We start from the raw sequence: 23,556 nt of genomic DNA, 5'->3' as shown, positions 1-23,556 counted from the left end.
TATGAACTTCGCAGGTTGCCGATGCTCGGATGGGACAGTGCGCCCAGCTGGCAGGCCAGGGCAAGTCTACGCGCCGACGGTTGCAGGTTGGTGCATGGCCAGGCGCGCGGCAACGAAATCCTTGACCTGGCGGATCGCCTGTTCGCGCGAGACGCTGCCTGGTTCCAGGCCGAGCCGCAGCCAAAGCCCGTCGATCAGCGCGGTGACGCCAAGCGCGATGTCGCCGGCATCGCCGGGCGAGGCAAGGCCGTGCAGGCCGGACAACAGGTTCGAACGCATGCGCGCGTGCAGCACCTTCTGGATACGCGCCAGCTTCTCGTCGCGCGGCACCTCGGCGCACAGCGAAAGCCAGGCATGGCAAAGCGGCGGCAGGAACAGATGTTGCTCGAAATTGCCGTCGATCACCGCGTCGAGCCGCTCCATCGGCGTGCGCGCCTGGCGAAGCCGGGCGACGACGGCGTCGCGCAGCACGGCGTTGGCCTCCCGCATCGCATGCTCGAACAATTCCTGCTTGTTGCGGAAATAGTGCAGCACGATGCCCTTGGAGGCGCCGGCGTGGGCGGCCACCTTTTCCAGAGTAGCACCCGCAATGCCTTCGCGCTCCAGCACCGCGAAGGCAGCCTGCCGCAACTCCTTGCGGCGTATGTCGCTGAGGCGCTTGAGTTTCACGGCTTCCATCCAGGCGTTGCGAATCCATGTTGACATTTTCGTCCGCTCAGATCAACAATTGACCAGTGGGACAATAAAAAGACCAATTGGTCAATACAACGATGGCGACCGTGATGACGAGGAGAATCGAAATGGTCCGCATGCTTGCAAATGGCATCTGTCTTGCAGCCCTGATGTTGGGCGTTCATACGGCTCAGGCGGCCGAGGCTGAGCAGTGCAGGGCGGTCCGCATGGCCGAACCGGGCTGGAACGATCTTGCCTTCACCACCGGCGTCGCCAACGTCCTGCTCGATGCGCTCGGCTACCAGCCGCAAAGCTCGGTGCTGGGCATCAACGTCATCTACGAAGGCATGAAGAACAACGACCTGGACTTGTTCCTCGGCTATTGGGACCCCGCCATGGTCACCTATTACGAACCCTACAAGAAGGATGGCTCGGTCGGGAATGTCCGCGTCAATCTCGAAGGCGCCAAATACACCTTCGCCGTTCCGACCTATGTCTGGGATGCCGGCGTCAAGGATTTTGCCGACCTGCACAAATTCGCCGACAAGTTCGGCAAGAAGATGTACGGCATCGAGCCCGGTTCCAACCAGTTGATGATGGATGCCATCGCCGACCCGTCGCTCGGTCTTGATGGCTGGCACGTGGTCGAGTCGAGCGAGGCCGGAATGCTTTCCGAGGTCGGCTATGAGATCAAGGAAAAGCAGTTCATCGTCTTCCAGGGCTGGGCCCCGCATCCGATGAACACCATGTACGATTTCAAATATCTGACTGGCGGCGACAAGTTCTTCGGTCCGAATTTTGGCGCGGCAACGGTGACGACGCAGGTCCGCAAGGGCTATCTGCAGCAATGCCCCAATGTAGCGCAGTTCCTCAGGAATCTCGCCTTCGACATCGATTTCGAGAATGTCGGCATGGGCTATCTCATCAATGACGGCATGAAGCCGGAGGGCGGGGCGCTGAAGGCGATCACGGCGAACAAGAGCCGCCTCGACGCCTGGCTCGCCGGCGTCACCACCTTCGACGGCAAGCCCGGCCTTGCAGCCGTCAAGGAGAAACTCGGCCTTTGACATCGGTCACGCTGGAAGCGGCCTCGGATCCCTGGGCGGAGCAGAATGCCTGGGCCGGCCGCAAGCAATTCATCAATTGCGGCGGCCTCGAGATGGCCTATGTCGAGATGTCAGGCGCCGAACCGGCGCTGGTTCTTGTGCACGGCTTCACCGACACCAGCCGCAGCTTTTCGCTCTTGGCGCCGCATCTGGCCGGCCGCCGGCTGATCATGCCCGACCTGCGCGGCCATGGCGCCTCGCCGGCGGGCAAGGGCTTCGGCATCGCCGACTTTGCCGATGACATTGCGGGCCTGATCCGGCATTTGCACCTCGATCGGCCCGTTGTGGTCGGCCATTCGCTGGGCGCCATGGCGGCCGTCGCCTTGGCTGCGCGGCACAACGACCTCATCGCCGGAATGGTGGTGATGGCCGGCACGTTGAAACCCGATTTCGCATCGGATCATCCCCTGGTCGCGGGGGTGCAGGCTCTGCGCGATCCGATATCGCCGACCGACCCGTTCTATGACTGGTGGCATGACTGCCGGCCCGGCGTGCCCCAGCCGTTTCTCGCCTGCCTGGCGAAAGACGCATCGGCCATGCCCGCGGCGCGCTGGCGCGCCATCGTGGACGAGATCCGCCGCGCCGACCTGACAACTGCGGCACAGGGAGTGCGAACCCAAACACTGATCATCGCCGGCGCGTGCGACCCGCTGTTCGGCGATGAGCACCAACAGGCGCTGTCGCGTTGCCTGTCGGAGGCACGCCTCGTGCGTGCCGAGGCGTGCGGCCACAATCCGCATTGGGAGGACCCGGCCTTTGTCGCGCGGGCCATCACCGGGGCATTCGACGCCTAGCGCCCAACCAGGGATCGCGACGTGGGCGACAGCCGCAAGGTCTCGGTTGGTTTGGTCAGATCAAGCTGAACTGCCCGCAAAAAGCGCTGCCATGCCGGCGCGGCGGCGAGGGCGGCTTCCTGGCTTGCATGCGCCTCGGCGCTGTCGAACCGGGCGACGGAAACGAAGACGTTCTCGCTGGCCCGCACCGGCAGCCGCGGAAAACTGTTTTCGGCATGTTCGGTGACAAAGGCGGCGAGGAGGCGCACGCCGGGCGCCTTCATCAAGGGCGCCGCCTCCGCCGCGAACCGACTGGCGAATTCGGCCTCAGCTCCTGATCGCAAGTGGTGAATTCGGACGTCAACAATACCGCCCAAACGGTTCTCATTGCTGGAGTTTTCGTGCTCGGCAGAAAGCGGCCGCTGAAGTCCTGACAGGTCGAAGCCGGCGCTCGGCCATGCCGGCTTCAGCAGCAGCACATCGTCCGAATCGATCATCGTCGCATTGGCCGCGTCGCGGTGCGCCGCCCAGATCGTGCCGTCGTAGAAGGCGGCCAGCGCCTCCTTGCGTGTGTCCATGCTGTCGAAGCCGCGCAGCCAGACGAACATGTCCGGACGGTCCAGATCGCGGAACTGGCCGATGATGGTCATTCCAGCCGCCTCCTGGCTTTCGATGAACTCGCGGTCAAACAGGGCAATCAATGTTTCGCGCTGCCCGGGCCTCAACGTGTACTGCCGCAATTCGACGACGGGCGAGGCAAGCATTGCAGCCTGCGGAGCGGCGTTCAGGGGCAGGTTCATCGGAAGTCTCCAAAAAACAGGGTGATCATCCTGTTTATAAACAAACCGGTTGTCCTGTTTTGTCAACATGCTATTCTCTGACTATGTCAGCAGAGACGACCATTCGATCTGGCCCAAGGCCACGAAAGCGCGTCAACGACCCCGAGGGCATGCGCTGCAAAGTGCTCGACGTCGCCGAGGTCGCGTTCCAGGCGCGCGGCTATCACGCGACCAGCTTCGGCGATCTCATGACAGCGGCAGGGGTCAGCGGCGGCGCATTGCATCATCACTTCCCGACCAAGAAGGCGCTGGCCCTGGCGGTGATCGAAGAGCGTGTGGCGGCAGCGGTCGAGGCGACATGGATCGCGCCGGTAGTGGCAGCGGTTTCGGCACGCGAAGGAGTGCGGGCTGTGTTCGAGGCTGTCGCGGCGGAACTGGAACAGCAGGGTTTCGTGCGCGGCTGCCCGCTCAACAATCTGGCGCATGAACTGTCGCTCGCCGATCCGGATTTTCGAACTGCCCTTGCCGGCATCTTTGCGGCATGGCGCCAGGCGATCGCCGACAAGATCAGAGCCGACCAGCAGGAGGGCGGGGAGCAAGGCACCGATCCCCAGCATTTTGCGGCACTTGCCGTCGCCAGCTATTCCGGCGCCATGTCGATGGCCAAGACGGCGCAGGACGCGACCATGCTGCGCGACTGTCTGGCGGCACTCGGCCAAGCCTGAGCCGCAGCTAGGCGCGCTTGATGATGGCGTTCGGGGGCGGACCAACCGAGCCGCGCTCGAAGATCGATGTTGGCAAAATGAGCCTTTCGGCCCGTCGCGGATCTCCCTTCAATCGCCGGATGAGCAATTCCGCGACGGAGCCCTCGCGCTCGATTCCGCCTGGTCTGAAGAAGAGGTGGTGGTCAATTCGGACGGCACCTATAGCGCAAAGGCTTCGACCATTCAGGGGCTTCTCAACGAGGCCTCGAATGTCATCGAGGGACATCCAAAGTTGGAACTGCAAAGCTACGGTGTCGGACCCAAGCCGAACCCCGGAGACGGCGAGCCGGTCTTCGGCCAGTTGAAGGACATCCAGGGGTATTATGTTGCCTTCAGCCATAGCGGCGCAACGCTTGGCCTGATCGCGGGCGAGTTGCTTGCCGGCGAGATCGCCGGCGGCATTGAGCATCCGCTGCTTGCGAACTTCCGTCCAAGCCGCTTTTGATCAGACCCGTCCAAAGGCTTCCTGCGCGCCATGGACCTCTACTCGGCCAGCGGCTTGATCGTCTCGTAGCCGTTGACCGATTCCGCGCTGGTGCCTTCATCATAGCGTCGGGCAAGGGAGGCTTGCAGATCGGGCGCATAGAGCGCGGTGAACGTGTCGAGCGTCTCGCCGGCTCCGTTCTTGAAGGTCTCCTTGACCGCCAGGACGTTGTATTTGCAGCCGCCGAGGCTGAAGGTTTCCTTGCCCTTGACGACCAGGATCAGCGTCTTGGTGGCCCTCGGCTGCTTGTCCGGCGACAGCTCGACGAACTCGATCGTGCTCTTGGTTCCCGCCTTTAGCGGAAACAGTTTTCGCAGGTCGGAAAACGGGATCATTGCCAGCCGGCCGGTGTTGCTGTCGCGAAAAACCTCGATCAGGCCGGCATACAGAAACTGCTTTTGCGGTGATTGCGACTCATAGCTGTTGGCGACGGAGATCATCCCGCCCGCGGCGGGCCGAAACTCGCTTTGGATGCCTGGCCTCGCCAGAATGAACCCGTTTTTCGCGGACTTCGCATCGACGCATGGACCGGCAAACGCAACACTCGCCGGCAGCAGAACCGCCAATGCCATGCCGATAAGCGCGCGCTTCATGACGCTCCTCCGTTTCGTGCGAATACAAGTGCAGGTAGAAATTGACAGACGTTCATGGCGATGTCGATGGTCAAGGCAGTGACGGTATTGCCGAAACTGGACGGACGGACGTCGCCTGTGCTGAAATTCCGCCGATGATGAATCACTGGGCGCCACAATTGCTTTCACGACGCAGCTTTCTGATGCAGGCCGCGGGTCTTGTCGCGGCCGGCGCGCTTTCACGCCCGGCGCTCGGACAGACCGGACAGCGCATCCAGCCCATCGATGCCACCTTCCTGTTCATCGCCGATGTCCATGCCTGCCGGATGGCGAGCGGCCTCAGCCCCAACTGCCGGCAGGAGGGCAAGACCGACGTCGCGCTGCTGCGCAATGTCGCGGCGCTGAATGCCATCAATGACAAGCACTGGCCGGCCGAGATCAACGGCGTCGCCACCGGCTTGCGTTCGGCCGGCAACCGGATCGGCATGCCGCTCGGTCTTGTCGTCGGCGGCGACATTACCGACGATGGCGGCGGCCAGATCACCCAGCCGAGCGAGGGCACGCAGCTGCTGCAGTTCAGCCAGCGCTATAGCCAAGGCGTTGGCCCGGATCGTGTCCACATGCCGGTCTATGTCGGGCTCGGCAATCATGATCTCGACCAGAACGGTCCGCCGCATCATGTCGATTGGTACCGGCGTGAACTGCGCGACTACGTCGAGGTCAACCACCGCCCCGGCGTGTTCTTCAAACCACCTGTGCCGGCCACCAGCTACGATGTCGACACCGACTGCTATTCATGGGACTGGGGCGGCCTGCACCTTGTCCAGACGCATCGTTTCACCGGCGACATCGGTCATGGCGCCGATTCGAGCCTGCCTTGGCTCAAGCAGGATCTCGCGACCTACGCGGCGGATGGCCGCCCCGTCATCCTGTTCCAGCACTATGGCTGGGACATTTTTTCGACGGAGCGGTGGGATCCTGCCAAGCGCACCTATGACGATGACGGCGCCGGTGCGCCGCACTGGTGGGGCGAGGCCGACAGACAGGCGCTGCTGGCGGCGCTGAAGGGCTACAATGTCGTCGGCATCTTCCACGGCCATCAGCATGACACCCCGCTGATCTACCACCGTGACGGGCTCGACCTGTTCAAGCCGAAGGCCGCTTATATGGGAGGGTTCGCCGTGGCCCGGGTGACCAGCGATGGCATGGACGTGGCGCTGGGCGAGGCGACCGACGACCATGGCGAGGTCACCTTCACCAACGCTTTCAGCAAGGGCTGGAGCACTTGAAAAAGGCGGCCCTTGCGGCCGCCTTTCCGATTGCCACGACATGTCTCGATGCGGGATCCGAGTGCCTTCCTGACTTTGTCCTTCACGTCGCCATAGGCCTTCTGCACCTTGCCGGCGACCTTGTCGGCCATGCCCTCGGCCTGGGTCCGTCGGTTGCCGGTCGCCTTGCCGGCGGCCTGTTTGACCGCGCCCTTGACCTGCTTGGCCAGACGGCGACCTGATCCTTGTTCACCATGTTCCGCATCTCCTGGAAGTTTGAATTCGGGGGAATTCGTCCGCCGCGAACAAACGGGCCGCCGTCGATTAAAATCCAGGCGCTGTTGCGGAATAGGATGACTGCGCGACCCGCTTCCGGTGGCAAGGCTGGCGGGATAGGTTGCGCGGACGCACCGCGCGCATGGAGAGAAAAATGGCGGAGTTCACGCTCTACATCGGCAACAAATGCTTCTCCTCGTGGTCGCTCCGGCCATGGGTGGCGATGAGGCATCTGGAGATACCATTCGAGGAAGGTTTTGTGCGGCTGCGTACGCCCGAGACCTTTGCCAATCTGGCGAAAGTGTCGCCGACCGGTCAGGTGCCCGTCCTGAATCACAAGCCGTTGCAGGGAGGGAGCAGGATCGTCTGGGAAACCCTTGCCATTCTTGAGTATCTCGCTGACCTGTTTCCCGAGAAAAAGCTCTGGCCGACCGGTATCGGCGCCCGTGCCTTGGCGCGCGCGGCGGCGACCGAGATGCATTCCGGTTTTCGCGAGGTGCGCTATGGCTGGCCGATGAATTTGCGGCGGCCGAAGGGGCACAAGCCGCTCGACGCCGAAGGGGAGGTGCAGCGGGCACGCATCGAGGCGCTATGGCGCGAATGCCGCGAGAAATACGGCAAGGGCGGTCCGTTCCTGTTTGGCCATTTCACCGCGGCCGATGCCATGTATGCACCGGTCGTCACCCGCTTCGACACCTATGGCGGCGAGCTCGCGCCCGAGACCAGGGCCTATGTCGACGCCGTGCTGGCAATGCCGGCGATGCGGCACTGGTATGCGGAGGCGGCGAAAGAGCCATGGCCGGAGCCGGGGCCGGACGAATAGACCGAACGACGGACAGCAATCAGGTTTCGCTCCTGGAGGAGGACCGATGGCCAGCAACGAAGCACCACGTGAAGCTGCGACGACAAGGATCTTCCATTGCCGGCTGATCCCGCCGCGGCCGGACTTCGCCTTTACCATGACGGACGAGGAAAGGGAGCTGATGAGCCGGCATGCCGACTACCTGCGCGCCAAGCTGCGCGAGGGCACCATGATCTTGGCTGGCCCGGTCGCCGATCCGGCCGGTCCTTGGGGCCTGCTGATCCTGCGTGCCGGCAGCGAGGCCGACGCAAAGGCGATAACCGATGGCGATCCAGTGGCAAGGTCAGGCCGCGGCTTCCGCTACGAGATCCTGCCGATGATCAGCACGATCATGTAGGGCGACACCGAAAGCTAACGGTCCGGCTCTGGCCACAGCGCCTCCAGCGTGCGAGCCCCGCTCGGCCGCCACCGTGATCCGGGAGAGGGCCTGACACAAATAGGAACGCCCCTCGCACCGGTTATTGTGCGGGAGGCGTCCTTTTGTCAGCACTCCTGAGATCGCTCTCTGAAACTGCTGACCCCAATGAAATGCGCTGGCAGGGGATTGGTTCCGGAGGTGGTGTGATTTTTTTGGGAGGAGCCTGGCCTTTCTGCCGTTCATCGGTTGAGGCTCTATTCGCGTGACAACCTGAAATTGAAGCCGGGCTTTTGGAAAACCAGAAATTGACTCGGCGGCAAAAGCAGTCTAAAAGAACTATGTCGATATTTGTTTGACCGACTTTTGTTATCCGCGCACGCATGCGCGCCTTTGACGAACTTCCCCATCAAAAATCGAGACAAAAATCGCTGTGCAGTCGCACCGCGATTAACGAATATTTGCCATGGAAAGGGTTCGTTTATGAGCACCGGCACAGTTAAATGGTTCAACGCCACCAAAGGTTTTGGTTTTATTCAGCCTGACGACGGCTCGGCCGACGTTTTCGTCCACATCTCGGCCGTAGAGCGCGCCGGCATGCGCGACATCGTCGAGGGCCAGAAGCTTGGCTACGAGATGGTCCGCGACAACAAGTCGGGCAAGATGTCCGCCGACCAGTTGAAGGCGGCCTGAAGAACGAATTCAGCCCTCCCGGTGACCACGGATGTACTGGCACCGGTGCAGGGCGAATTCCGACGCGTGGCCCTGGAAACCTGAGTTTCCAAGGCGCATCATGCGCATGAGAGGAGCGTTTCCTGCGGATCCAGCCCTGTGCATCCTTCCGGATGTCACTGGATGCGCGGTACTCCCCAGGGAAGGTCAGGCGGTGCCTGGCCTTTTTCATATTACGCCTGCTGCCGCCGAAAATGCGCTGCGCATCGGGCTGAACGTGCTAAGGGACGGCTTGGCAATTTGAATCCGCCGCCGTATTGCCCCGATGCCGTGTTGCTTTGTGCGTGGTCCCGACCGACGACCCGGTCTCGCCCTACCGGCACTAGGCTCCTGACAGGAGAAAGATTTTGACCGACCATTCGAAGACCGCCGCCGAACCGGCGGTGTCGCTGTTCAGCAAGACGCAAACCCAGTCGATGTCGCTCAACCGCATCCTATCCGAGCGCGACGCCGTCAGCGAGGCGCGGGAAGCCAAGACGGCCCGCTTGCGCGAGCTGCGCCTGGAAAAGGAAGCCGAAGAGATGGCGGCGGCCGCCGCACTTGCGGCGCGCCCGAAAAGAGCCGGAAAACGCTGATGGCCACCAAGCGCGTACCGCCAACGCCGATCGCGGCCGATGCGACCATCGCCGACATGGTCGAAACCCTGGACAAGCCGGTCGAATATGTCCGGCGCGTGCTGGAAAAACTCGAGCGCTGCAAGCGCGCCCATGGCGATGCCCAGGTGCGCGTCGGCGTGCGCGGCCGCGCCGAAGCCCCGAACTACCTGATAGAATACGTTCGCGAGGACAAGAAGACCCTGGAGCGGGTCACCTATCAGGATGCCGCCTATAGCGGCAGCACCCATCGCGAACTGGCGCCGCATCACATCGCGGAAGCCAGGAACTGGTCGCCAGAGGAAATGAACATCACGGCGGTTTCGGCGCTGATCGGCCGCTTGCGCAATCCACGCGCCCCATCATCGCGTTTCGCCGACGAGGACTGACATGGCCATAAAATTCTCCGCCAAGGACCAGCCGGCGGCGCCGGCTCCCGCAGCAAAGCCCGCCAAGCCGGCCGCCGCGAAGGCCAGCGAAGCTGCCGACCCCGCGACCGATCTGTTCAAGTCACCGGTCGAAGCGCCGGCGCGCAAGACAGGCAAGAAGAAATAGCACCTTGCCGCGGGACGCCGATCGCAATCCTGCCGGGCCGGGGCTGCTCGCCCTGGCCGCTGCCGCAAGCCTTTCCTCACAACGTGACGCCGCGCTGCTCTTTGACTGCCAGAGCTGCGGCGCATGCTGTTCCTATTCGGCCGAGTGGCCGCGTTTCTCCACCGAGGATGACGCGCAGCTCGAACGCATTCCTGAAAAATATGTTGCCCTCGACCTGTCCGGCATGCGCTGCGAGGGCGTGCGCTGTTCGGCCCTGACCGGCGAAGTCGGCAAGTCGACCGCTTGCGGCATCTATGAAACGCGCCCGGATGTCTGCCGTGCCTGCATGCCTGGCGACGAGGAGTGCCTGATGGCAAGGGCCGCGCACGGGCTGGCGGTGGGGTAGTTCCATCCCCCGCTTTGCGGCGCAAGGAAAACACCAATCGCCGTCGCTTGCCTCGACTTGCGCCACCCGATAGCTTCCTTGCCGGGCAGGGCCGTGGAGGAAATCATGAGCATCGAGTTTCTGTTGACGTCGCTGATCGTCGTTGCCTCGCCCGGCACCGGTGTTCTCTACACGCTGAGTGCGGGACTTTCGCGCGGTGCGCGGGCTTCGATCATTGCCGCCTTCGGCTGCACGCTCGGCATCATCCCGCATATGGCCGCTGCCATCACCGGCCTTGCGGCGCTGCTGCACACCAGCGCGGTCGCCTTCGAGACGCTGAAATATCTCGGCGTCGCCTATCTCATCTACATGGCCTGGAACACGCTGAAGGAGAAGGGCGGCCTCAGTGTCGAGGATAATGTCGCGCCGCGCTCGGCCGGCAAGGTGATTGCCACCGGCATCCTCGTCAACGTGCTCAACCCGAAACTGTCGATCTTCTTCTTCGCCTTCCTGCCGCAGTTCGTCAGCACCACCGAGCCCAATGCGCTGTCGAAGATGCTGGAGCTCAGCTCCGTCTTCATGCTTTTGACCTTCGTGGTTTTCGTCGGCTACGGCATCTTCGCCGCTTCGATCCGCCGCCATGTCGCCTCGCGGCCGATGGTGCTGACCTGGATGCGCCGAACCTTCGCCGGTGCGTTTGTCATGCTCGGCGCCAAGCTGGCATTGGCTGACCGGTAGCGGCGACCGGCTATCCCTTCACATAGCCCATCGCCTCGACGATGCGTCCGCCCTCTACACGCATGAGATTGACGCCACGGACGGAGTTACCGTCGGCCATCCAATAGCGCCAGCGGATGGTCGCCCGGTCGCCGGCGACAAGGGTCTCCTCGAGGTCGAAGCGCGTGCCTGGCTGGGTGGCGATCGCCGACCACAGCTGGACGCATGCTTGCCGCCCCGCATGACGCGCGCCATCAGGCGCCGGCACGGTGTTTTCGATGACGCATTCTTCGGCAATCAGTTCGGGAAGTGCGGACGGGTCGTGCAGCTGGAACACGTCGTTGAAGCGCCGCATGATCTCGGCCGTCTGTCCGGAGCGGTCGTCTGGGTTGAGAGTGATAATGCTGTCCTGTTTCATCTCGTGCTCCTGATGTCAGTGTGCCGTGGTGGTGGTTGCGAGGAGCTCGGCCTTGAGCGTGATGGAGGCCACGCCGGCCAGGGCGCGCGAAACGAGGCATGTCGTTTTCGCCCTCTCCGCGAGGTTCTGGAATTCATCCGGAGCAAGCCCCGGAATCTCGGCTTGCGTCTCAAGCTCGATGCGGGTGATCGTCGGTCCCGCGGCGGCTGCGCCGAGATGCACCTTGGCGACGGTGCTGATGCTTGTCGGTATGTGGTGGGCTGTGCCCAGTATGGCGCTCAGGGCCATGGAAAAGCAGCCGGCATGCGCCGCGGCGATCAGCTCTTCCGGGTTGGTGCCCGGACCGTTTTCGAAACGCGACGGGAAGGAATAGGCGCCTTCGAAGACCCCGCTGCCGAGCTTCACCTTGCCCGAACCCTCTTTCAGCGTCCCTTGCCACCTCGCCGAGGCTTCGCGAATTGTCATTGTCGTTCTCCTTTGGTTTGAGGCATCGATGGGTCAGGCGCCGTCGACGACCACTTTTCCGAAGACGTCGCCCTGCTGGAAATAGCGATAGGCATTGCGGGCCTCGCTGAAGGCAAAGACCTTGTCGATGACGGGCGACAGGCGGTGCTGCGAAACAGCGCGCAGCATGGCTTCGAGATTGCTCCGGTTGCCGACGAAGAGGCGGCTGATGGTGGCGAGGCTGCGCTGGTAGACTGCCGCCGGGATCTGGATCGATCCGCCTTTCGCATCCTGCAGCGTGAGCAGCACGATGTGTCCGTAAAGCGTGCTGGCGATCAGCGACTGCGCGAAGGTCGCCGGGCCACCGGTCTCGACGACGAGATCGATGCCGCCGGTCTGGTCGCGGACGGCCGCACCCCATTCGAGCATGTCCGACGTCGAGATCACAAGATCGGCGCCCAGCATCCGTAGCCTGTCGGCCTTCTCTGCGCGCGAGGTGACGGCGGCGACGCGGCAGCCGAGCAGCTTGGCGAACTGCAGCGCAAAGAGCGAGACGCCGCCTGAACCGATGACTAGAACCCATTGGCCTGGCTTTGGAATTCCGGCACTCGTCACCGCGTTCCAGGCGGTCACGCCGGCGCAGGTCAGCGTCGCCGCCTCACGCCATTCGAGATGATCGGGCAGGCGCGCCGCCCATTGTTCGTCGAGAACCGCGTATTCCGCCAGCATGCCGTCCAGCGTGCAACCGAGCTGGTCGATGAGACCGGCGTTGATGCGGCCGTCGATCCAGCGGGCGAAATAGCTGCCGGTGACACGGTCACCGACGGCGAAGCGGGTGACGGCATCGCCGATGGCGACAACGTCGCCAGCCCCGTCGCTCAATGGAACGACACCCTGGCGCGGCTGCAGCGGATAGGTGCCGTTGAGGATCATCGTGTCGCGGCGGTTGAGCGAGGCGGCACGGACACGCACCACGATCTCATGCGGTTTTGGCTGAGGCTGTGACTCGTCCCGCATCACCAGGCATTCTGTCCCGCCCGACCCTTCAAGACGATAGCTGCGTATGCTGTTGCCTCCGATATGTAGACTGATCTACATATTATGTAGACCGATTGTCATATTCTGCGCAAGGCCTATAATGATTGCTGCTGACAGAGGTTGACATGGCGAACGACACCCGCACCCGCATACTCGACACGACCGCGCTGCTGCTCCGGCAACGCGGCTATCACGGCACATCGCTCAACGACATATTGAGCGCCAGCGGCGCGCCGCGCGGTTCGCTTTACTTCCATTTTCCGGGCGGCAAGGACCAACTGGTGATCGAGGTGACGCGTGACAGCGTTGCCGGGGTGACGGCGAGACTGGGCGAAGCGCTGGCCGCCGAAAGGGATCCGGCGGTGGCGGTCCATCATATCTACCAGGCGGTGGGGCGCATGCTGGAAGACAACCAGTTTTCGCTCGGCTGTCCGATCGCGCCCGTCGTGCTGGACTCACCGACCGACGTGCCGGAGCTGGCGGATTTGTGCCGCGCGGCCTTCGAGCAGTGGATAGGGCTGTTGCGTGAGGCCTTCGTCAGGGCCGGAGTGCCCGAAGGCCGCGCCCACGCTCTGGCGCTGCTGGTCGAATCGTCGCTGGAAGGGCTGATGGTGATCGCCCGCGCCACCCGGGACCGCGCCCCGCTACAGGCGGTGGCGGACGAGGTCGCGGCGCTGATCGAAGCCGCGGTGCTTGCCGGCGAGGTTCAGCGACGCGCGGAGGCCGGTGTCTGAAGTCAAGCCCCCTGGTTCGGGAAGCAGGCGCTGGCGCTGAGGTTCGGGCCGTTAGCCAGCGACGTCAGGAAGGCCGGCAGCACGGTCGTGAATTTGTAGGAAACCTGGACGCTCGAAAAGCCGGACAGGCCCGAGCAGGTGGTGTTGTTGCTGACGGTGATGTTGGCGTTGCTGAGCACGATGCCGTCGGTTGCCGCCCGACTGCTGATATAGCTGATGGCGCTGGCGGCATCGTAGACGCCGTTCTGCGCGCATCCGCTCTGCAGCACGCCGACGCAACGCGCCCCTGCCGCGGCGATTTCATTCAGCACATGCTGGGCCCAGTACATGCGGCCGAACTCGAACGTGCCCATCAGCACGAGCAGCAACGGCACTGACAGCAAGGCGAACTCGACGGCGTTGGCACCGGATCTGTCGCGCAGGAAGGATCGGCGGCGGCTCATTGCGGCTGCGCCACCGACTTGACCGTGATGTTGCCGTTGCTGACGATGCCGAAGCCGCCGAAAAGCGGCGTATAGGGCTTGCTGGCCGTGATCGTTACGAATTTCCCCGCAATGCCGCCGCCACTGCAGATGCTGCCGCATGCCATCGGGGTGCTCCAGGCCACGGCCCCGGAACTGCCCGGGCAATAGCAGAGATCGGCATTGGCGACCGTGCCGCTCTGGGTGGCCGTGGATGTGGTGGCATTGTAGGCAAGTGCCGCACCGTTGTTGATGACGACCTGAATGCTGCCGCCATTGCCGCTCAGACCGCTGGTGACCACCGTCGCAATGTTGCCGGCCAGCGCGCCGCCGCCGGTGGAATTGACCTTGTCGCCATTGAGCAGCGCATAGTTCGAACCAGCCGAAACCGCCGAGCTCAGTTCGAATTTGGCCTTCAATGAGCCGCCTATGTCGACGGTTCCGGCCAGGATGACCAGCAGCACGGGGCTGACCAAAGCGAACTCGACCGCCGACACGCCGGTTTTCTGGCGCCGCAGGAAGTCTGTGAACGCGAAACGCCGGCTGGCGTGGCCGAGGCGTGACTGCTTGCTCATTGCACGAGGCTCACCTTGCTGCTGCCACCGGCACTCGAGGCCGCGATGCATTCCGATGCGGCTGTGGTGCCGCCCGATAGCGTGATGCGTGAGCCGATCATCTGCAGGCACTTGCTCGGGTCGGTGTTCGATCCCAGCACGCTCGAGCCGCCATTCATGATGATCGGGCCATAGGGAAAATAGAATGCGCCCGATATCTGGGCGTTGGAGCCGCCTTCGGCGAAGGTCGCGCCGCCGGTGTTGGAACTGCCCGTGGGGCCGATCACCGCCAGCTTCGCCGTCGCTCCCGACTGGGGTGCGGTGAGCGCGATGTTGCTATAGCCGGCGGCCACGCAGAAAACATAGCCGTTACAACTTCCCGAACTGGATTTGGCCTTGCCTGACAGGACAAGCGTCACATTGGCGCCGCTGACGCTGATCGTGCTGCCGTTGCAGTTGGCGCTGCCGCCGCCATTGCCGCCCAGCGCGAAATAGCCGTCCACGGTGTAGACGCCGGCGCCGAGCAAAATGGCGCCCGAGCCAATGAAGTTGCCGGCGATGTCGTGCTGCGCCGCGACCGGGACCACAAAGCAGCTGCCGCCGCCGCCGCCGTTCACATTGCCGACGACCTGGAAAACGCTGCTGGCGCCCGTCGCATCGGCCATGATCGTTGTCGAACCGCCGCCGAGCGTGATCGCGTCGCCATTGCTGCCTGGCCCGATCTTGTAGGAATTGGTCGTGCCCGAGCCGAAGGTGAGCGTTCCGGTGTTGGTATAGCCGCCGGGGAGCTCGAAAGTGCTCGGTCCACCAAAGGTCAAGGCGGACGCGTTGCAGATGCTGACCTGTCCCGAGCCGTTGCAGGCAGTGTCGCTGCGGCCGATCTTGAAGGTGCCGGCGCCGAAGGTGGTGGTGCCGTAGCCGGTGGTCAGCCCCTTGGCGAAGTTGAACGTGCCGGCGCCAAAGGTCGTTGTGCCGGCGGCGGTCACCTGCTTGCCGAAATTGTAGGTGCCGGCCCCGAACGTCGTGGTTCCGGCCGTGGTGAGGGTCTTGGCGAAGTTGTAGGTGCCTGGCCCGAAATTGGTGGTGGCACTGGTCGTGAGATCGCCGGCGATATTGTAAACTGTCGTTGCCGCGCCGCTTGTGGCGAAGTTGAGGTTGATGCCGCCGCCGATGGTGACGGTGCCCAGGTTGACCGTGGTTTTGCCGCCGCAGTCCAGCGTCCAGGTCGATGACGACGATGCCCAGCTGGCGGTGCAGCCGAGCGCGTTTGCCTGGCCTTGGGTGGGGCCTGTGTTCCAGCCGAAGTCGATGTTGTTGCCGTTGGGAGTGGTTGGCGCTGTTGGCGCGGCTGTCGTCGAAAGCGCCGCAACCGTTGCAATACGGGCCACGGCGGCCGTGACCGCGGCATTGCCGGCCAGCGGGTCGGGGGTGGATTTCTTGGTGATCACCGCGGTCGCCCCGCCTGGGCCGGTGATGCCGTTGCAAGGCTGGCTCGGGGCAGCGGCGGAATTGTAGTTGACGCCGAGCGCCGAAATGCTGGTGCCGCAGGGGACGGTCACCGTGTTGTTGGAAGAGACGGTGCATTTCTGCGCCGAGATCGAGGTACCGCCGCTCAGCGTCAGGCCGGTCTGCGTGCCGTCGAGCGCGAGCATGCATCCGGGCGTTTGCGGCTGCGCACCAAGCTCGGCCACCGAATTGGCATAGATCTGCAATTGCTGGCGATCGTTCAGGACGCGTGCCAGGAACAGCGTCCTGTAGGTGTTGATCGACACCGAAACCGCGTTGACGCCGGTCGTTTTCGGGGAGGCGACCAGGCTCACCTGTACATTGGCGGCGGGAACGCCGTTGAGCACCGCGACGCCAACCGCGGTGGCAGTCATCTGCGAGGTGGACTTGTTCACATTGTAGGCGAGGGCGCCCGCATAGGCTGACAGGTCGGCCACGCGCTGATTGTCGGCGCGCTCGACGAGGGCTGCGCCATATTCGGTCACCAGGGCGGCCATGCCGATCAGGACCGGCATCACCAGTGCCGAGATGATCAGCACGTTGCCGTCGCGGTTTCGCAAAAATCGCCGGAAAAATTGCATCGATGGTTACCCGACACGCCGTACGCGGAGCAACCTCGCCATGCTCCCGCCCTTTAGTAATCGCGAATGTGTTAAAAAATATTGTCTGACAAATTCACCTAGCGCCGTCAAAGCTTAGTCGAAACCTCTGATTTTGCTGGAAAACTGCTCAAGAAAGGACGAGTGCCCCGTCGAGTGGTGCAGACCTCGATGGTCGCTACCGTTGCAGGAGGCAATGAAAAAGGGCGGCATCGCTGCCGCCCTTTCGTATGCATAAGCCAGGTGGCTTGGATTAGAAGTCCATGCCGCCACTCGAGCCCGCTTGCGGGCTCGAGCAATGTAGTTCATGGGCGTGCTTTATGGACTTCTTAGAAGTCCATGCCGCCCATGCCGCCCATGCCGCCGCCGCCCATGCCGCCAGGCATGCCGCCGCCAGCCGACTCCTTCTTCGGAGCCTCCGCGATCATGGCTTCGGTGGTGACGAGCAGGCCGGCGACCGAGGCCGCGTCCTGGAGAGCCGTGCGGACAACCTTGACCGGATCGACGATACCCATGGCGATCATGTCGCCATATTCGCCGGTCTGGGCGTTGTAGCCGAAGGTCGCGCCCTTGTTCTCAAGGATCTTGCCGGCAACGATCGAGGCTTCCGCACCGGCGTTAGAGGCGATCTGGCGGGCCGGAGCCTGCAGAGCGCGACGCACGATGTTGATGCCAGCGGCCTGGTCGGCATTGGCGCCGGCAGCCTTGATGTTGGCCGAAGCGCGCAGCAGGGCCACGCCACCGCCGGCAACGATGCCTTCTTCCACGGCCGCGCGGGTCGCGTTCAGCGCATCGTCAACGCGGTCCTTCTTTTCCTTGACTTCGACTTCCGTCGCACCGCCGACGCGGATCACCGCAACGCCGCCCGCCAGCTTGGCGAGACGTTCCTGCAGCTTCTCCTTGTCGTAGTCCGAAGTGGTCTCTTCGATCTGCTGCTTGATCTGGGCAACGCGACCCTGGATCTCGGCCTTCTTGCCGGCGCCGTCGACGATGGTGGTGTTCTCCTTGGAGATCGACACCTTCTTGGCGCGGCCGAGCATGTTGAGGCCGACATTCTCAAGCTTGATGCCGAGGTCTTCCGAGATGACCTGGCCACCGGTGAGGATGGCGATGTCTTCCAGCATGGCCTTGCGCCGATCACCGAAGCCCGGAGCCTTGACGGCGGCGATCTTCAGGCCGCCACGCAGCTTGTTGACGACCAGCGTGGCCAGGGCCTCGCCTTCGACGTCTTCCGAGATGATGAGCAGCGGCTTGGAGGTCTGCACGACGGCTTCGAGAACCGGCAGCATTGCCTGCAGGTTGGAGAGCTTCTTCTCGTGGAGGAGGATGTAGGCGTCCTCGAGATCAGCGACCATCTTGTCGGCGTTGGTGACGAAGTAGGGCGAGAGATAGCCGCGGTCGAACTGCATGCCTTCGACGACTTCAAGTTCGGTCTCGGCGGTCTTGGCTTCCTCGACGGTGATGACGCCTTCGTTGCCGACCTTCTGCATCGCTTCCGCGATCATCTTGCCGACCGACTCGTCGCCATTGGCCGAGATGGTGCCGACCTGGGCGACTTCCTCGGAGGTCTTGATCTTCTTGGCGGCCTTGCCGAGCGCCGCGACGACCTCGGTGACGGCCAGGTCGATGCCGCGCTTCAGGTCCATCGGGTTCATGCCGGCGGCAACCGACTTGTGGCCTTCCTGGACGATCGACTGCGCCAGAACCGTCGCGGTCGTGGTGCCGTCGCCGGCGATGTCGTTGGTCTTCGAAGCAACTTCGCGGACCATCTGCGCGCCCATGTTCTCGAACTTGTCCTCAAGCTCGATTTCCTTGGCGACGGTGACGCCGTCCTTGGTGATGCGCGGGGCGCCGAACGACTTGTCGATGACGACGTTGCGGCCCTTGGGGCCGAGCGTGACCTTCACCGCATCGGCGAGGATGTTGACGCCACGCAGCATGCGCTCACGGGCATCACGGGAGAATTTTACGTCTTTAGCAGCCATTTTTAGCTCCTGGCAGGGGCTTGCGATAAAGCCCGGAATTCAGTTGACGGTGAGGCCGATGATCAGCCGATGATGCCCATGATGTCGGATTCCTTCATGATCAGAAGGTCTTCGCCATTGAGCTTGACTTCGGTGCCCGACCACTTGCCGAACAGGATGCGGTCGCCAGCCTTGACGTCCAGGGGGACCAGCTTGCCGCTTTCGTCGCGCGCGCCGGAGCCGACGGCGATGATCTCGCCTTCCTGCGGCTTTTCCTTGGCCGTATCCGGGATGATGATCCCGCCGGCGGTCTTGGATTCGGATTCGACCCGGCGAACGACCACGCGGTCATGAAGCGGGCGGAACTTCGACTTTGCCATTTTTTCTTCCTCGAATGAGAACGGTGAGAAACAGTTCCTCCGTCCGGCGAAGCCGGACATATAGTTAGCACTCACCAAGGGCGAGTGCTAACGTGGCGTTGAAATAGGCCGCCGACCTGCGAGAGTCAAGGCGCGCGGCAGCCTCGAAAGGCGGTAATTTTTTCCACGGATTGCGGCTTAGAGAAACAACCGCAACTGCGTGTGGATGATCGACCGGTAATCCTCGATGGTCCGGCGGCCTTCCGGCTGGCCCTGCGCGAGCGCCAGGCGCACCACGCCACCGGCGAGCTGGAAGATCAACAGGACCATGCGTTCGAACTGCTCATGCTTGCCCGGCTCGATCAAGGTGGTGACATGGTCGCAGAACATCCTGGCCTGATGCCGGGTTTCGGCGATGTCGAGATTCTTCAGCGCCTTGTCGGCCTGGATGGCGTTCTGCAGGTCCTGGATGGCCGGATCGCCGGCGACGCGGCCGAGGTAGTCGTCAAGCAACCGGTCGGCGGCGGCGATGACGTCCTTGGCTTCGCGGACATCGGCGAGGATATCAGTCAATCGCGCGCGGCTCACCTCCGAAAACCGCTCATAGAGCATCGCCAGGATCGCCGACTTGTTGGGGAAGTAGTGATAGACGGTGGCGATTGGTCCGCCCGCCAACGCGCCGACTTCCTTCATGGTGACGGCGTCGATGCCCTTCTCGCCGATCAGCCGCATGGTCGTCGACAAGATGGCATCGATGCGCTCGCGGCTGCGCTCCTGCTTGGGCTTGCGCCTCGGTTCGGTCGCTGTTCGCCTTGCTTCCACCATACACCGGTCTTTCGCACGAATTGCCAAATTCTGGTTGACAAAAAATATGATCAAGTATCAGTTTCTAAAATACTGACAGATTGTCAGCTTTTTTGCCGTGCGACAAGGGACGTTGGGAGGCGGCTTTGGCATCTGGTGACGCGCATGCCGGAAGCGGCGACTGGCTGGTCGGCAATCCGACCAGCGGGCAGCTTGCCTCGGCGCTGTGGATCGGCTCGGTCGGCCTGCTCATTCTCGGCCTGCAGCCAGTGCTGCTCGGCGCTCTCTACACGGAGGGCCATGTCAGCGGCGACGAACTGGCGCTGGTCGCCACCGCCGAGATGATCGCCATCGCCGTCGGTTCGGCGACCGTCGCGATGGCGCTCTCGGCCCGCAACATGCGCTGGAAAAGTGCGGTGCTGCTGCTCCTGCTGGCGCTGGCGAATGTCTGGACGGCCTATGCCGCCGGGGCCAATGCATTGATGGCGGCACGCGCCTTGGCCGGCCTTGCCGAAGGCGGGCTTGTCGCGGTCGCCACCGAGCTGATCGCCCGTTCGCGGCGCGCCGAACGCATCGGCGGCTTTTTCGTCACCATGCAGACGCTGGCGCAATGCGCGCTTGCCCTGCTGCTGGCGCTCTATGTCATCCCGGCCGCCGGATCGGCCGGCGGCTTCCTCATTCTCGCGGTCGTCTGCGTCCTGTCGCTCATCGTCGCCTTCGTCGTCCCCACCGATTACGCCATTCTGCCCAAGGACGAGAACCTCGCCAATGTGCTGACGATTCCTTCGATTACCGCCCTGTTGTGCGTCTTCTGTTATTTCATGTTCTTCGGCTCGGTCTGGGCGTTTCTGGAACCGGTTGGCGCCCAATTCGGCATTGACGGCCGCACAGTCGGCCTGATCGTCTCGGCCAGCCTGGCGGTTCAGGTCCTGGGCGCGATGACGGCGACCGTGTTCGAGGCGCGCATCGATTATCGGGTTGCCATCGCACTCATTGGCACTGTCGCGCTTGTCGCCTCGCTCGTGCTGGCCAGCGGACCTGGCCTCACCACCTTCTGGGTCGCCGCCCTGGTCATGGGTTTCATTCTCCTGTTCATCGTGCCCTACCAGATCCGCCTGGCGATCACGGCCGATGACACCCGCACCGCCGTGCTCCTGGTGCCGGCCGCGCAGCTCTTCGGCCTGGCGATCGGGCCGGTTGCGGCGTCGCTGCTCATCGACGGCAAGGATTTCCGCCCGGTTCCGGAATTCGCTGCCGGCAGTGCCTTGGCCAGTGTGCTGTTGCTCGGCCTGTTCATCCTCGTGGCGCGGCGTCGCCGGGTTGTTGCGTGAGCGCCATGTCGAACATCTGGAGCAACTGGTCCGGTTTTGTCACTGCCGCGCCGCGGCTGATCGCCAGCCCCGCCGATGCCGGCGAAGTTGGTGACCTCGTTCGCAACGCACCCGGCCCGGTCCGTGTCGTCGGTGCCGGTCACTCCTTCACCCCACTGGTGAAATCCGAGGGCACGATCCTGTCTCTGGATAAGCTGGAAGGGCTGGTCTCGCATGACGCTGAAAAGCATCAGGCACGCGTGAAGGCAGGGACGCGGCTCGGCTCGCTGATGCACATCCTGCAAGGCATCGGCCAGGGCCTGCCCAATATGGGCGACATCGACCGCCAGGCAATCGGCGGCGCGCTGGGAACCGCCACCCACGGCTCGGGGCCGACGCTCGGCGCCTATCACACGCAATTGGAGACGGTGCAGATCGTCGACGGGCTTGGCAAGGTCCGCGACTTCACCAGGGCAGGGGATCAGGACATGATCCACGCCATCGGCGTCGCGCTGGGTGCCTTCGGTGTCCTGAGCGAAGTGACGCTGAACAACATCGCGACCTACCGGCTGCGCCGCCGCAAATGGGTGCTGCCGATCGGTGACATGCTGCGCGATTTCGAAAAGATGATGACCGCGCACCGCTCGGCCGAATTCTACTACATTCCGTTTTCCGGCTACGCGCAGTTCATCGCCAGCGACTTCAGCACCGAGGCGACCACCACGCGCCCGACCGACGATGACGAAGGCTCCTTGCGCACACTGCGCCGGTTGCGCACCGGGCTCGCCTGGCTGCCGTCACTGCGCCGCCGCCTGATCCTCGGTGCCGTCGCGAAAGTGCCGGCCGAGGATTATGTGCAGGACTGGCTCAACGTCTATGCCAGCGACCGCCAGACCAAGTTCAACGAGATGGAATATCACCTTCCCTTCGAGGAGGGGCCGAAGGCGCTCGCCGAGATCATCGCGCTCACCGAAAAGCACTTTCCCGAAGTCTATTTCCCAATGGAGGTGCGCAGCGTCGCGGCTGATCGGTTCTGGCTCTCGCCCTTCTACAACAGGCCGACCTGTTCGATCGCCGTCCACCACGACGCGGCGAGCGATCCGTTGCCCTTCATGCAGGCGGCCGAGCCGATCTTCCGCAGGTATGGCGGCCGGCCGCATTGGGGCAAGATGCACGGCCTGAAGGCGGCGGATTTCAAGAAGCTCTATCCCCGTTGGGACGACGCCATGGCGGTTCGCCGCGACATCGATCCGCAAAACCGATTCGTCTCGCCCTACATGGCAGGGCTGTTCGGCATTGAACCCAGTCCTTTTGGCATCGAACCCAGTCCTTTTGGCATCGAACGATGAGTGCCTACTTTGCCGCGCTCTCCGAAGCACTGAAGACCGCCGGCATCTTCCAGCCCTGCCTGCTGCTCGACCTCGACCGGCTGGATGGCAACATTGCGCTGGTCAAAGCCAGGCTTGACCCGAGTCTTGCCGTGCGGCTGGTCGACAAGTCGCTCGCTTGCCTGCCGCTGCTTGCGCATATCGGCAAGACGCTCGGAACCGGCCGCTTCATGACCTTTCATCCACCGATCAGTGAGGCGGTGCTGGAGGCGTTTCCGGATGCGGGTCTCCTGTTCGGCAAGCCGATGCCGATCGGGGCGGCCAGGGCGGCACTGGTGAAGGGTGGCGCCGACTGGTCGCGCGTCTGCTGGCTGATCGACAGTGACGAAAGACTGGCGGAATACGGCGCTCTCGCGATCGAACTCGATATCGAACTGCGCATCGCCTTCGAGATCGATGTCGGGCTGCATCGCGGCGGCTTCGCCAACCCGGAGGCCTTGTCGAAAGCGTTAAGCGCCATGGCGGCCCACAAACGACTGCGCTGCGAAGGCGTCATGGCCTATGAGGCGCACGCGCCGCATATTCCCGGCCTGTTCGGCGGGCCGGCCAAGGCGTTGGCGCAGGCTTCGGAGCGGGCCGCCGCTTTCGTGGCGCGCCTCGGCCCGGACGGGCGCCGCATCCTGAACATTGGCGGCAGCAAGACCGCGCTGCTGCATCACGGCGGCATTGCCAATGAAGTGTCGATGGGGTCGGCCTTCGTGCTGCCCAGCGATTTCGACACGCCTGGCCTCGACGGTTTCCAGCCGGCGGCCTTCATCGCGACGCCGATCCTGAAGATGGCCGAGCCGATGCTGCCGGGTCCGCCGGCTGTTTCCCGCCTGCTGCAGGCGCTCGGCCGGTTCCCCCGCAAGGGCTGCTATCTCTATGGCGGCAAATGGATGGCCGAACCGGTCTTTCCCGAGGGCATGAGGACGAATCGCCTGCTCGGCCTGTCTTCCAACCAGCAATTCATGGGCCTGCCTGCCGATAGCGTCGCCAAACCAGGCGACTACGCGTTCCTGCGGCCGACGCAGAGCGAGGCCGTGCTGCAGCAATTCGGGCCGATCGCGGTGCTTTCCCAGGGCAGGATCGTTGATCGTTGGCCGGTGTTGCCGATGATGTGATC

General features: G+C 63.4%; 28 protein-coding genes and 2 pseudogenes. 17 read left to right on the top strand and 13 right to left on the bottom strand.

All coding sequences use genetic code 11. The features are described 5' to 3' along the window. Window positions 1–66 precede the first annotated feature (66 nt). A complete protein-coding gene (gene betI / locus CK226_RS09770; RefSeq protein ID WP_095791693.1) occupies window positions 67–705 on the bottom strand; it encodes a transcriptional regulator BetI in 639 nt (212 codons plus the stop codon). A gap of 95 nt (window positions 706–800) precedes the next feature. Between betI and choX the strand changes: the two genes are divergently transcribed. Together choX and CK226_RS09760 are read left to right on the top strand one after the other, a co-directional pair. Continuing rightward, window positions 801–1,739 (top strand): choline ABC transporter substrate-binding protein, encoded by a 939-nt coding sequence (gene choX, locus CK226_RS09765; protein ID WP_095791855.1) that lies wholly within the window; start codon window positions 801–803, stop codon window positions 1,737–1,739. Beyond that, window positions 1,736–2,572, top strand: coding sequence for an alpha/beta hydrolase (locus CK226_RS09760; RefSeq protein WP_245437706.1), 837 nt, complete (start codon window positions 1,736–1,738; stop codon window positions 2,570–2,572). Before choX ends, CK226_RS09760 begins: the two co-directional genes overlap by 4 nt. Here CK226_RS09760 and CK226_RS09755 read toward each other — a convergent pair. After that, window positions 2,569–3,351, bottom strand: a complete 783-nt coding sequence (locus tag CK226_RS09755; RefSeq protein WP_095791692.1) for an NIPSNAP family protein — start codon at window positions 3,349–3,351, stop codon at window positions 2,569–2,571. The genes CK226_RS09760 and CK226_RS09755 overlap by 4 nt on opposite strands. 149 nt (window positions 3,352–3,500) lie before the next feature. Here CK226_RS09755 and CK226_RS09750 point away from each other — a divergent pair, with 149 nt between their 5' ends. Both CK226_RS09750 and CK226_RS09740 read left to right on the top strand, forming a co-directional pair. After that, entirely contained in the window at window positions 3,501–4,055 is a 555-nt protein-coding gene (locus tag CK226_RS09750) for a TetR/AcrR family transcriptional regulator (RefSeq protein ID WP_179301007.1), read from the top strand. Between the two features lie 133 nt (window positions 4,056–4,188). Further along, window positions 4,189–4,539 (top strand): annotated as a pseudogene (locus CK226_RS09740) (D-amino-acid oxidase); the annotation flags it as partial. Between the two features lie 38 nt (window positions 4,540–4,577). On the opposite strand, the gene CK226_RS09735 reads toward CK226_RS09740, so the two are convergent. Then, window positions 4,578–5,171, bottom strand: coding sequence for a hypothetical protein (locus CK226_RS09735; protein WP_095791690.1), 594 nt, complete (start codon window positions 5,169–5,171; stop codon window positions 4,578–4,580). 134 nt (window positions 5,172–5,305) lie between these two features. Between CK226_RS09735 and CK226_RS09730 the strand changes: the two genes are divergently transcribed. Next, window positions 5,306–6,439, top strand: a complete 1,134-nt coding sequence (locus tag CK226_RS09730) for a metallophosphoesterase (protein WP_095791689.1) — start codon at window positions 5,306–5,308, stop codon at window positions 6,437–6,439. 62 nt (window positions 6,440–6,501) lie between these two features. Here the strand turns inward: CK226_RS09730 and CK226_RS34830 are convergent. Then, window positions 6,502–6,683 (bottom strand): annotated as a pseudogene (locus tag CK226_RS34830) (CsbD family protein); the annotation flags it as partial. Between the two features lie 165 nt (window positions 6,684–6,848). On the opposite strand from CK226_RS34830, the gene CK226_RS09720 reads away from it, so the two are divergent. The 8 genes from CK226_RS09720 (at window position 6,849) to CK226_RS09685 (ending at window position 10,893) form a co-directional block, all read left to right on the top strand. Beyond that, a complete protein-coding gene (locus CK226_RS09720) occupies window positions 6,849–7,517 on the top strand; it encodes a glutathione S-transferase family protein (protein ID WP_179295919.1) in 669 nt (222 codons plus the stop codon). 46 nt (window positions 7,518–7,563) lie between these two features. After that, window positions 7,564–7,893 (top strand): YciI family protein, encoded by a 330-nt coding sequence (locus CK226_RS09715; RefSeq protein ID WP_245437705.1) that lies wholly within the window; start codon window positions 7,564–7,566, stop codon window positions 7,891–7,893. A gap of 501 nt (window positions 7,894–8,394) precedes the next feature. Next, a complete protein-coding gene (locus tag CK226_RS09710) occupies window positions 8,395–8,604 on the top strand; it encodes a cold-shock protein (RefSeq protein ID WP_010915421.1) in 210 nt (69 codons plus the stop codon). A gap of 386 nt (window positions 8,605–8,990) precedes the next feature. Beyond that, window positions 8,991–9,218: a hypothetical protein gene (locus tag CK226_RS09705; RefSeq protein WP_095791688.1), complete on the top strand. Its 228-nt coding sequence runs from the start codon at window positions 8,991–8,993 to the stop codon at window positions 9,216–9,218. Continuing rightward, window positions 9,218–9,625, top strand: coding sequence for a hypothetical protein (locus tag CK226_RS09700; protein WP_010915422.1), 408 nt, complete (start codon window positions 9,218–9,220; stop codon window positions 9,623–9,625). Before CK226_RS09705 ends, CK226_RS09700 begins: the two co-directional genes overlap by 1 nt. A gap of 1 nt (window position 9,626) precedes the next feature. Next, on the top strand, window positions 9,627–9,791 hold the full coding sequence (locus tag CK226_RS34825) for a hypothetical protein (RefSeq protein WP_095791687.1): 165 nt from the start codon (window positions 9,627–9,629) through the stop codon (window positions 9,789–9,791). 52 nt (window positions 9,792–9,843) lie between these two features. Beyond that, window positions 9,844–10,176: a YkgJ family cysteine cluster protein gene (locus CK226_RS09690; protein WP_179301027.1), complete on the top strand. Its 333-nt coding sequence runs from the start codon at window positions 9,844–9,846 to the stop codon at window positions 10,174–10,176. A gap of 105 nt (window positions 10,177–10,281) precedes the next feature. After that, on the top strand, window positions 10,282–10,893 hold the full coding sequence (locus CK226_RS09685) for a LysE family translocator (RefSeq protein ID WP_095770916.1): 612 nt from the start codon (window positions 10,282–10,284) through the stop codon (window positions 10,891–10,893). A 10-nt stretch (window positions 10,894–10,903) separates the two neighbouring features. On the opposite strand, the gene CK226_RS09680 is transcribed toward CK226_RS09685, so the two are convergent. The 3 genes from CK226_RS09680 to CK226_RS09670 are packed head-to-tail and all read right to left on the bottom strand — an operon-like array spanning window position 10,904 to window position 12,751. Further along, entirely contained in the window at window positions 10,904–11,290 is a 387-nt protein-coding gene (locus tag CK226_RS09680) for a nuclear transport factor 2 family protein (RefSeq protein ID WP_095791685.1), read from the bottom strand. A gap of 15 nt (window positions 11,291–11,305) precedes the next feature. Next, window positions 11,306–11,755: an OsmC family protein gene (locus tag CK226_RS09675; protein WP_095770584.1), complete on the bottom strand. Its 450-nt coding sequence runs from the start codon at window positions 11,753–11,755 to the stop codon at window positions 11,306–11,308. Between the two features lie 33 nt (window positions 11,756–11,788). Beyond that, the gene (locus CK226_RS09670) at window positions 11,789–12,751 is read right to left on the bottom strand and encodes an NAD(P)-dependent alcohol dehydrogenase (protein WP_245437704.1); all 963 of its coding nucleotides are present in this window, start codon (window positions 12,749–12,751) and stop codon (window positions 11,789–11,791) included. Between the two features lie 146 nt (window positions 12,752–12,897). Between CK226_RS09670 and CK226_RS09665 the strand changes: the two genes are divergently transcribed. Further along, window positions 12,898–13,506, top strand: coding sequence for a TetR/AcrR family transcriptional regulator (locus tag CK226_RS09665; RefSeq protein WP_095791683.1), 609 nt, complete (start codon window positions 12,898–12,900; stop codon window positions 13,504–13,506). 2 nt (window positions 13,507–13,508) lie between these two features. On the opposite strand, the gene CK226_RS09660 is transcribed toward CK226_RS09665, so the two are convergent. The 6 genes from CK226_RS09660 to CK226_RS09635 all read right to left on the bottom strand — a co-directional run bounded on the left by CK226_RS09660 (window position 13,509) and on the right by CK226_RS09635 (window position 19,774). Continuing rightward, window positions 13,509–13,949, bottom strand: a complete 441-nt coding sequence (locus CK226_RS09660) for a TadE/TadG family type IV pilus assembly protein (protein WP_095791682.1) — start codon at window positions 13,947–13,949, stop codon at window positions 13,509–13,511. Continuing rightward, window positions 13,946–14,542: a TadE/TadG family type IV pilus assembly protein gene (locus tag CK226_RS09655; RefSeq protein ID WP_095791681.1), complete on the bottom strand. Its 597-nt coding sequence runs from the start codon at window positions 14,540–14,542 to the stop codon at window positions 13,946–13,948. Before CK226_RS09655 ends, CK226_RS09660 begins: the two co-directional genes overlap by 4 nt. Further along, entirely contained in the window at window positions 14,539–16,587 is a 2,049-nt protein-coding gene (locus CK226_RS09650) for a pilus assembly protein TadG-related protein (protein WP_095791680.1), read from the bottom strand. The genes CK226_RS09655 and CK226_RS09650 overlap by 4 nt, the downstream gene beginning before the upstream one ends. A 368-nt stretch (window positions 16,588–16,955) precedes the next feature. Then, window positions 16,956–18,611: a chaperonin GroEL gene (gene groL / locus CK226_RS09645; RefSeq protein ID WP_095770579.1), complete on the bottom strand. Its 1,656-nt coding sequence runs from the start codon at window positions 18,609–18,611 to the stop codon at window positions 16,956–16,958. Window positions 18,612–18,673: 62 nt separating this feature from the next. Continuing rightward, window positions 18,674–18,970: a co-chaperone GroES gene (gene groES / locus CK226_RS09640; RefSeq protein ID WP_010915433.1), complete on the bottom strand. Its 297-nt coding sequence runs from the start codon at window positions 18,968–18,970 to the stop codon at window positions 18,674–18,676. 177 nt (window positions 18,971–19,147) lie between these two features. Next, window positions 19,148–19,774, bottom strand: coding sequence for a TetR/AcrR family transcriptional regulator (locus tag CK226_RS09635; RefSeq protein WP_095770578.1), 627 nt, complete (start codon window positions 19,772–19,774; stop codon window positions 19,148–19,150). Between the two features lie 125 nt (window positions 19,775–19,899). Between CK226_RS09635 and CK226_RS09630 the strand changes: the two genes are divergently transcribed. The 3 genes from CK226_RS09630 to CK226_RS09620 are packed head-to-tail and all read left to right on the top strand — an operon-like array spanning window position 19,900 to window position 23,554. Then, window positions 19,900–21,084: an MFS transporter gene (locus CK226_RS09630; protein WP_095791679.1), complete on the top strand. Its 1,185-nt coding sequence runs from the start codon at window positions 19,900–19,902 to the stop codon at window positions 21,082–21,084. A 5-nt stretch (window positions 21,085–21,089) separates the two neighbouring features. Next, a complete protein-coding gene (locus tag CK226_RS09625) occupies window positions 21,090–22,412 on the top strand; it encodes a D-arabinono-1,4-lactone oxidase (RefSeq protein ID WP_095791853.1) in 1,323 nt (440 codons plus the stop codon). Then, window positions 22,409–23,554, top strand: a complete 1,146-nt coding sequence (locus tag CK226_RS09620; RefSeq protein WP_095791678.1) for an alanine racemase — start codon at window positions 22,409–22,411, stop codon at window positions 23,552–23,554. The genes CK226_RS09625 and CK226_RS09620 overlap by 4 nt, the downstream gene beginning before the upstream one ends. The last annotated feature ends 2 nt before the right edge of the window (window positions 23,555–23,556 follow it).

It is taken from the genome of Mesorhizobium sp. WSM4311 (genome assembly GCF_002295115.1).
Taxonomy (GTDB): Bacteria; Pseudomonadota; Alphaproteobacteria; order Rhizobiales; family Rhizobiaceae; genus Mesorhizobium.
Note: the sequence above shows the minus strand (reverse complement) of the source record. Positions and strands in the feature narration are given on the sequence as shown.

What these genes read in the sequence shown, in the direction of transcription:
- choX (WP_095791855.1), top strand. Translation starts at nt 801, where the DNA reads ATGGTCCGCATGCTTGCAAATGGCATCTGTCTTGCAGCCCTGATGTTG.
- CK226_RS09685 (WP_095770916.1), top strand. Translation starts at nt 10,282, where the DNA reads ATGAGCATCGAGTTTCTGTTGACGTCGCTGATCGTCGTTGCCTCGCCC.
- CK226_RS09715 (WP_245437705.1), top strand. Translation starts at nt 7,564, where the DNA reads ATGGCCAGCAACGAAGCACCACGTGAAGCTGCGACGACAAGGATCTTC.
- CK226_RS09750 (WP_179301007.1), top strand. Translation starts at nt 3,501, where the DNA reads ATGCGCTGCAAAGTGCTCGACGTCGCCGAGGTCGCGTTCCAGGCGCGC.
- CK226_RS09655 (WP_095791681.1), bottom strand. Translation starts at nt 14,542, where the DNA reads ATGAGCAAGCAGTCACGCCTCGGCCACGCCAGCCGGCGTTTCGCGTTC.
- CK226_RS09680 (WP_095791685.1), bottom strand. Translation starts at nt 11,290, where the DNA reads ATGAAACAGGACAGCATTATCACTCTCAACCCAGACGACCGCTCCGGA.
- CK226_RS09660 (WP_095791682.1), bottom strand. Translation starts at nt 13,949, where the DNA reads ATGAGCCGCCGCCGATCCTTCCTGCGCGACAGATCCGGTGCCAACGCC.
- CK226_RS09675 (WP_095770584.1), bottom strand. Translation starts at nt 11,755, where the DNA reads ATGACAATTCGCGAAGCCTCGGCGAGGTGGCAAGGGACGCTGAAAGAG.
- groES (WP_010915433.1), bottom strand. Translation starts at nt 18,970, where the DNA reads ATGGCAAAGTCGAAGTTCCGCCCGCTTCATGACCGCGTGGTCGTTCGC.
- CK226_RS09665 (WP_095791683.1), top strand. Translation starts at nt 12,898, where the DNA reads ATGGCGAACGACACCCGCACCCGCATACTCGACACGACCGCGCTGCTG.
- CK226_RS09730 (WP_095791689.1), top strand. Translation starts at nt 5,306, where the DNA reads ATGATGAATCACTGGGCGCCACAATTGCTTTCACGACGCAGCTTTCTG.
- CK226_RS09625 (WP_095791853.1), top strand. Translation starts at nt 21,090, where the DNA reads ATGTCGAACATCTGGAGCAACTGGTCCGGTTTTGTCACTGCCGCGCCG.
- CK226_RS09710 (WP_010915421.1), top strand. Translation starts at nt 8,395, where the DNA reads ATGAGCACCGGCACAGTTAAATGGTTCAACGCCACCAAAGGTTTTGGT.
- CK226_RS09700 (WP_010915422.1), top strand. Translation starts at nt 9,218, where the DNA reads ATGGCCACCAAGCGCGTACCGCCAACGCCGATCGCGGCCGATGCGACC.
- groL (WP_095770579.1), bottom strand. Translation starts at nt 18,611, where the DNA reads ATGGCTGCTAAAGACGTAAAATTCTCCCGTGATGCCCGTGAGCGCATG.
- CK226_RS09670 (WP_245437704.1), bottom strand. Translation starts at nt 12,751, where the DNA reads ATGCGGGACGAGTCACAGCCTCAGCCAAAACCGCATGAGATCGTGGTG.
- CK226_RS34825 (WP_095791687.1), top strand. Translation starts at nt 9,627, where the DNA reads ATGGCCATAAAATTCTCCGCCAAGGACCAGCCGGCGGCGCCGGCTCCC.
- betI (WP_095791693.1), bottom strand. Translation starts at nt 705, where the DNA reads ATGTCAACATGGATTCGCAACGCCTGGATGGAAGCCGTGAAACTCAAG.
- CK226_RS09735 (WP_095791690.1), bottom strand. Translation starts at nt 5,171, where the DNA reads ATGAAGCGCGCGCTTATCGGCATGGCATTGGCGGTTCTGCTGCCGGCG.
- CK226_RS09720 (WP_179295919.1), top strand. Translation starts at nt 6,849, where the DNA reads ATGGCGGAGTTCACGCTCTACATCGGCAACAAATGCTTCTCCTCGTGG.
- CK226_RS09635 (WP_095770578.1), bottom strand. Translation starts at nt 19,774, where the DNA reads ATGGTGGAAGCAAGGCGAACAGCGACCGAACCGAGGCGCAAGCCCAAG.
- CK226_RS09620 (WP_095791678.1), top strand. Translation starts at nt 22,409, where the DNA reads ATGAGTGCCTACTTTGCCGCGCTCTCCGAAGCACTGAAGACCGCCGGC.
- CK226_RS09755 (WP_095791692.1), bottom strand. Translation starts at nt 3,351, where the DNA reads ATGAACCTGCCCCTGAACGCCGCTCCGCAGGCTGCAATGCTTGCCTCG.